General features: G+C 69.9%; 5 protein-coding genes. 2 read left to right on the top strand and 3 right to left on the bottom strand.

Features of this window, described 5'->3' with window-relative positions:
- Positions 1-165 precede the first annotated feature (165 nt).
- A complete protein-coding gene (locus tag ACFU7D_RS28390) occupies positions 166-1,845 on the bottom strand; it encodes a DUF885 domain-containing protein (RefSeq protein WP_378873579.1) in 1,680 nt (559 codons plus the stop codon).
- Positions 1,846-1,938: 93 nt separating this feature from the next.
- Between ACFU7D_RS28390 and ACFU7D_RS28385 the strand changes: the two genes are divergently transcribed.
- Both ACFU7D_RS28385 and ACFU7D_RS28380 read left to right on the top strand, forming a co-directional pair.
- Positions 1,939-2,496 carry a SigE family RNA polymerase sigma factor gene (locus ACFU7D_RS28385; RefSeq protein WP_378730742.1) on the top strand — a complete coding sequence of 186 codons (558 nt, stop codon included), beginning with the start codon at positions 1,939-1,941 and terminating at the stop codon, positions 2,494-2,496.
- The gene (locus ACFU7D_RS28380) at positions 2,489-3,784 is read left to right on the top strand and encodes a hypothetical protein (RefSeq protein WP_378873577.1); all 1,296 of its coding nucleotides are present in this window, start codon (positions 2,489-2,491) and stop codon (positions 3,782-3,784) included. Before ACFU7D_RS28385 ends, ACFU7D_RS28380 begins: the two co-directional genes overlap by 8 nt.
- Here the strand turns inward: ACFU7D_RS28380 and ACFU7D_RS28375 are convergent.
- Both ACFU7D_RS28375 and ACFU7D_RS28370 read right to left on the bottom strand, forming a co-directional pair.
- On the bottom strand, positions 3,751-5,097 hold the full coding sequence (locus tag ACFU7D_RS28375; RefSeq protein ID WP_378873575.1) for a glycosyltransferase 87 family protein: 1,347 nt from the start codon (positions 5,095-5,097) through the stop codon (positions 3,751-3,753). The genes ACFU7D_RS28380 and ACFU7D_RS28375 overlap by 34 nt on opposite strands.
- Positions 5,098-5,124: 27 nt before the next feature.
- Positions 5,125-5,337, bottom strand: a complete 213-nt coding sequence (locus tag ACFU7D_RS28370; RefSeq protein WP_378873573.1) for an acyl-CoA carboxylase subunit epsilon — start codon at positions 5,335-5,337, stop codon at positions 5,125-5,127.
- Positions 5,338-5,427 lie beyond the last annotated feature (90 nt).

Here is a 5,427-nt window from a genome sequence, read left to right as displayed (position 1 = left end):
CGAAGCGGCCGGCGAAGCCGGCGGCCGCAGGCCGTCCTTGACTCCGGGGCAGGTCGAGAAACACTCGAGGACAGGGTCGGCGGCCCAGACCAGCCCTGCGGAAACAGTGCCAATACGAAACCGGCGCCCCGCGTAACGACCAAATGTCCCTGCCCAACCCAGCAGCTACAGCCGCCCAAGCGCCGCCCGCAACGGATCGAGCCCGAGCGACCCGAGGTCCAGCGCGGCACGATGGAAGGCCTTCATGTCGAAAGCCGCCCCGGCCCGAGCCCGGGCATCCTCGCGGGCCTGGAGCCAGATCCGCTCACCGACCTTGTAGGACGGCGCCTGGCCCGGCCAGCCGAGGTAGCGGGCGACCTCGAAGTCGAGGAATGCGTCCTCCATCAGGCAGTGCCGACCGATGAACTCGCGGCCGAGCTCAGGGGTCCACACCTCGCCGGGGTGGAAGCCGAACGGGTTGTCCTCCGGGATCGTCAGCTCCAGATGCATGCCGATGTCGATGATCACCCGCGCGGCCCGGAAGGACTGCCCGTCGAGCATGCCGAGGCGGTCACCGGGGTCGTCCAGGTAGCCGAGATCGTCCATGAGGCGCTCGGCGTAGAGCGCCCAGCCCTCGCCGTGGCCGGAGACCCAGCACATCAGCCGCTGCCAGCGGTTGAGCAGCTCGGCTCGGTAGGCGGTCTGGGCGACCTGGAGGTGATGGCCCGGTACGCCCTCGTGGTAGACCGTGGTCAGCTCGCGCCAGGTGCCGAACGAGGTGACCGACTCGGGCACCGACCACCACATCCGGCCGGGACGGGAGAAGTCCTCGGAGGGGCCGGTGTAGTAGATCCCGCCGTCGGTGGTGGGCGCGATCATGCACTCGATCCGGCGGACCGGCTCGGGAATGTCGAAATGCACGTCGGCCAGCTCCGCGATGGCGCGGTCGGCGGTGGTCTGCATCCACTCCTTGAGCGCGTCGGTCGAGGTCAGCTGCCGCGCGGGGTCCTTGTCGAGATGGGCTGCCGCCTCGACGACGCTCGCGCCCGGCAGGATCCGGTCGGCAGTGGCCTCCATGTCGTCGGAGAGTCGCTTGAGTTCCTCCCAGCCCCAGGCGTACGTCTCCTCGAGGTCGATCTCGGCGCCCAGGTAGCGCCGCGAGGAGAGCTGGTAGTGGTCGCGCCCGACGGCCTCCTTCGGCAGCCCGTTCGGGACCAGGTCGTCAGCCATGAAGCGCCCGAACTCGGTGAATGCCTCGTTGGCCCTCCGGGCCGAGGCCTCGAGCTCGGCGCGCAACGAGGCAGGAGTGGCTTCGGGGGCACGTGAGACCAGGCCGGCGAAGAAGCCGCCGGCCCCCTTCTGCCCGGTCCAGCTCAGGATCTGATCGGCGACCTTCTGGTACTGAGCCGTCGCCGAGACCCGTCCGGCCGCCGCCTCCTCCCGGAGGGTTGCGGTGTAGCCCGCGACCGCGTCCGGCATCTTGGCCAGCCGGGCGCCGATCGCTGCCCAGTCGTCCTCGGTGCCGGTCGGCATCAGGTCGAAGACCTCGCGCAGGTTGTGGATGCCGCTGGTGATGACGGAGACGAACTTCCGGTCCAGCTGCGCCTCGGCGAACTCGATGTCGAGCCCGACCCGTTCCAGGAACGCGTCCTTGGCGACCTGCTCACGCTCGTCGACCGGCTCGATCGCGGCCACATCGGCGTACGCCACGCGGTTGAGCTCCTCCACAGCCGCCATCCCGTCGGGGGAGAGGTCGGGGAGCTCCGTGTCGTGGCCGGCGACACCGACGTACGTCGCGGTCAGCGGGTCGAGGGCGCAGAGCTCCTCGACATAGCGGTCGGTGCGGGCGTCTACGTTTCGGGTCACCCGGCCAACCTTAGGACCGGGACGTCTTGGGGCAACTCAATTCCCCGCTACACGCAACGAACACGACAGACTTCGCGTAGGAGGTGTGTGAACGTGCCAGAGGAGGTGTCCGTGGATGCCCACGAGGAGGCGGGCGAACCAGACTTCGGTGCCTGGGTGGCCTCTCGGGGACCCGCGTTGCAGCGGTTCGCCTACCTGGTGACCGGCAACAACTCCGACGCTCCTGACCTGGTGCAGGACGCCCTCGCCCGTGCGCTGCCGCGGTGGGAGTCGCTGGCGGCGTCCGGGACGGCGGAGGCGTACGTGAAGAGGAGCATCGTCAACGGGTCGATCAGCGGCTGGCGCAAGCGGCGCCGGCTGGTGCTGGTCGAGGACGTCGAGCCGATGGCGACCAGGCATGAGCCCGGCCCGGAGGAGCGAGACGCGGACGAGGCGTGGGCGCTGGTGCAGACGCTGCCGTCGAATCAGCGAGCGGCGGTGGTTCTCCGGTTCTACGAGGACCTCTCGTTCGCGCAGATCGCGACGGTGCTCGACTGCGCCGAGGCGACGGCCCGCTCACACGTGCATCGGGCGCTGGCCAAGCTGAGGCAGCGGTTGAACGAGCAAGGCTCTGTTGATCAGAGAGGGAACGAGGGGGTTGACAATGAGTGACTTCGAGCGCGAGGAGCGGGCCTTCCGGGCCGCCCTGGCCCGTGCGGCCGACGGCTTCGAGCCGCGGAAGCTCGCGATCCCCGGGGCGTCTGAAGAGTCTGGACCGGCCGACCTGTCCGACGAGCGTGACAAGACCGAGGAGAAGTCTCCCGGACGCCGGAAGGCGCCCTGGATCCTGGCTGCTGCCGCCGCCGTGCTGGCAGTCGTCGGACTGGGCGGCGTGGTGGCCAACCTGCAGCCCGCCGGCAGCGGTGGTGAGAGCACGGCCGCGAGCGACGCCTCCGGAGACGAGGACAGTGCAGGCGACGCGCCCAAGGCGCTCGGTGCGGACGAGGCGGCCCCCGAAGGCACCTACGTCGAGCGCGGCCGCACCGACCTGCCCGCGCCGGCCGACGGGAACCGCTGGGCGGTCCGCTACGACATCGCCTTCCAGGTGCCCGAGGAGTGGGCCGACGCCACAGCACCGGCGCTGCCGGAGTGCATCGCGGAGCCGGGTGACCAGTGGGACACCGTGCCGCGGACGCCCTACGTCGCGAACATCACCAACCAGCCGGTGCCGGCGATCGCCTGCAACGAGACCAAGGACCGCGACTTCCCGCCGCAGTTCGGCAAGGTGCCGTTCTCGCTGTGGCAGCCCTACGTCCTGATCGAGAAGCCGGGCAAGGGCGCCACCCTCCAGACCGGCTCCTGGGAGCACCAGGGCTGGCTGCTGACCCGGGTCCAGGTCGGGGAGAGCGACGCCTACGCCACGATCCTCACCGGTCCTGGTGACGAGAAGGTCAACTACGAGATCAAGGGCTCGCTGCGGACCGTGGCGAAGGACCCCTACGGTTGCGAGACCTCCTCGCCGCTGGCCGAGGGCGACCCGGTGCGGCCGAAGACCGACCCGAAGACCTCGCCGCTGGCGGGCGATGCCCCGGAGTCGATCGCGATCTGTCGCTACGAGCCGTCCTCGGCCTCACTGACCGGGTCGCGAGAGATCACGGGCGATGACGCCGAAGGTCTCGTGAAGGCGATCACGAGCGCACCGGCCCGCTCCGGTCCCAACACGCCGCAGAACTGTGCCGCGGGGCAGCCGGTCACGGCGTACGTCATCCTGCGGATCTTCCGCGACGGAGGCGAGCCCGGGGAGGTCTACGTGAACTACGAGAACTGCGACGACCACGGGTTCTACGACGGCACCACCGTGCACGAGCTCACCGCGGCGGCCTGCCGGCCGGTCTTCGCCGAGGAGCCGGTCACGATCTACTCGGCTCAGGGCGACGTCGCCAAGGTCTGCCTCTCCTGACCCTCGGTTGCTGGCCGCCCCCGCTCGGGGAGGACGGCCAGCAACCGAGTAGTGCGCCAGGCGGCGTAGAGGAAGAGCAGCACCAGCAGGCCGTTGCGCCAGGCCAGCACCTCGGTGATCCACGGTGAGCCGATGTCGTCGAAGGTGAGCATGTAGCCGTACATCCGCGGGAAGATCTCGTGGGTCAGCAGCGTCACCACGACCAGTACGACCGACCAGATCCCGAGCTGCCGGCGAGCCCAGCCGCGGAGCAGGACCAGTCCGGCGGAGGCGGCGGGGAGCAGCCAGAGCATGTACTGAGGGCTGAGCACCTTGTTGGTCACCAGGAACGCGGCCACCGTCGCGAGCACCAGCCAGACGATCGTCTCCTCGGTCCTCTCACCGCGGGACAGGCGTCGCCAAGCGAGCACCCACCAGACGATGACGAGGGCCCCGGCGACCACGGAGGCGACCGTCGCCGCGAGGAGCAGCGCCTCGACCCGCGGGCCGCTGATGTCGTACGCCTTCCACTCGGTGTAGTCGATGGCGTAGCCGCTCTCCGGACCGCCGTGGCCCCACGCGTACATCGCCGGCGTCGCGAAGACCGACTCGATCTGCAGGCCCCGCTCGCTCTGGTAGCTCAGCGGCGTCCAGAGGCGGTCCCAGCCACCGAGGACGAGACTCAGCCCGGCCAGGGCGATGCCGGTGCCGGCGACGGTCAGGATGACCCCGCGGCGGGTGGCGCGGTTCGCGGCGAGGGCCGGGATGACCAGGATCGGCCAGTACTTCGCGCCGGTCGCGACGGCCGCGAACGCCGCGGCCACCTTCGGTCTCGTGACCGCGTAGAGCACCGCCAGGCCGACCATGATCCCTGGGAAGAGGTCGAAGCGGGCGTACGCCGTCGCGCCCAGCGCTGGGACCGCGACCAGCCACAACGCCTCCGCGCCGGAGATCCCGAACCTCGGGTGCTTCCCACGGCGGTTGCGAACCAGCAGCACCATGAAGAGCAGATCGGTCAGCGCCGCCATCGCCAGCACGGCCACGATGTAGGCCTCGCCGCCCAGGTCGAGCAGGCCGATCGCGGCGTACGGGATCCAGAGCAGGAGCAGCGCCGGCACCGGATACTCGACCAGCGTCCCCGCGACGCCGTCCTGGGCGAGGCCGCCGAGGCTGTCGCGGTAGTAGTTCACGTCGCCCACCACGCCCCACTCCGTGCCCCACCAGGAGAACTGCTCCTGCGCAGCGGCCGGGAAGCCGTAGAGGATCACCACCCACCCCCGGGTCACCAGCCATGCCAGGGTGACCAGGAGATATCGCCGAGAGAAGGTGATCACACAGCGATCATGACATTGCCGTCCTCGTCAGCGGGGCAGCCCGCTGGCGCGCCAGGCTCCGGGGCCGGGGTGGAGAGGCGTACGCAGCTGTGGGGTGCTCCACAAGGAGCGTGGCTTCTTCTTCGGGGCCTGGGTCGAACCCATCGCGGCGAAGACAGCCACGATCGCGGCGACGTCTTCGGGGGTGGCGTTGTGGTCGATGACCTTGAGCAGGGGCTTCTGCTCCTGGTTGTCGGTCACTCCGTGACCACCTTTCGTCTTTCAGCTTGGCTTACGTCGGGCTTTCGCCGAGTCGGCGCAATCCGGTCCTCGCTCGCTTCGCTTCGCTGC

The sequence above is a fragment of the Nocardioides sp. NPDC057577 genome (assembly GCF_042801335.1).
Lineage (GTDB): Bacteria > Actinomycetota > Actinomycetes > Propionibacteriales > Nocardioidaceae > Nocardioides.
This window is presented reverse-complemented; position numbering and strand designations above follow the sequence as displayed.

Coding starts and splice junctions, on each gene's coding strand:
- ACFU7D_RS28380 (WP_378873577.1), top strand. CDS start 2,489: ATGAGTGACTTCGAGCGCGAGGAGCGGGCCTTCCGGGCCGCCCTGGCC.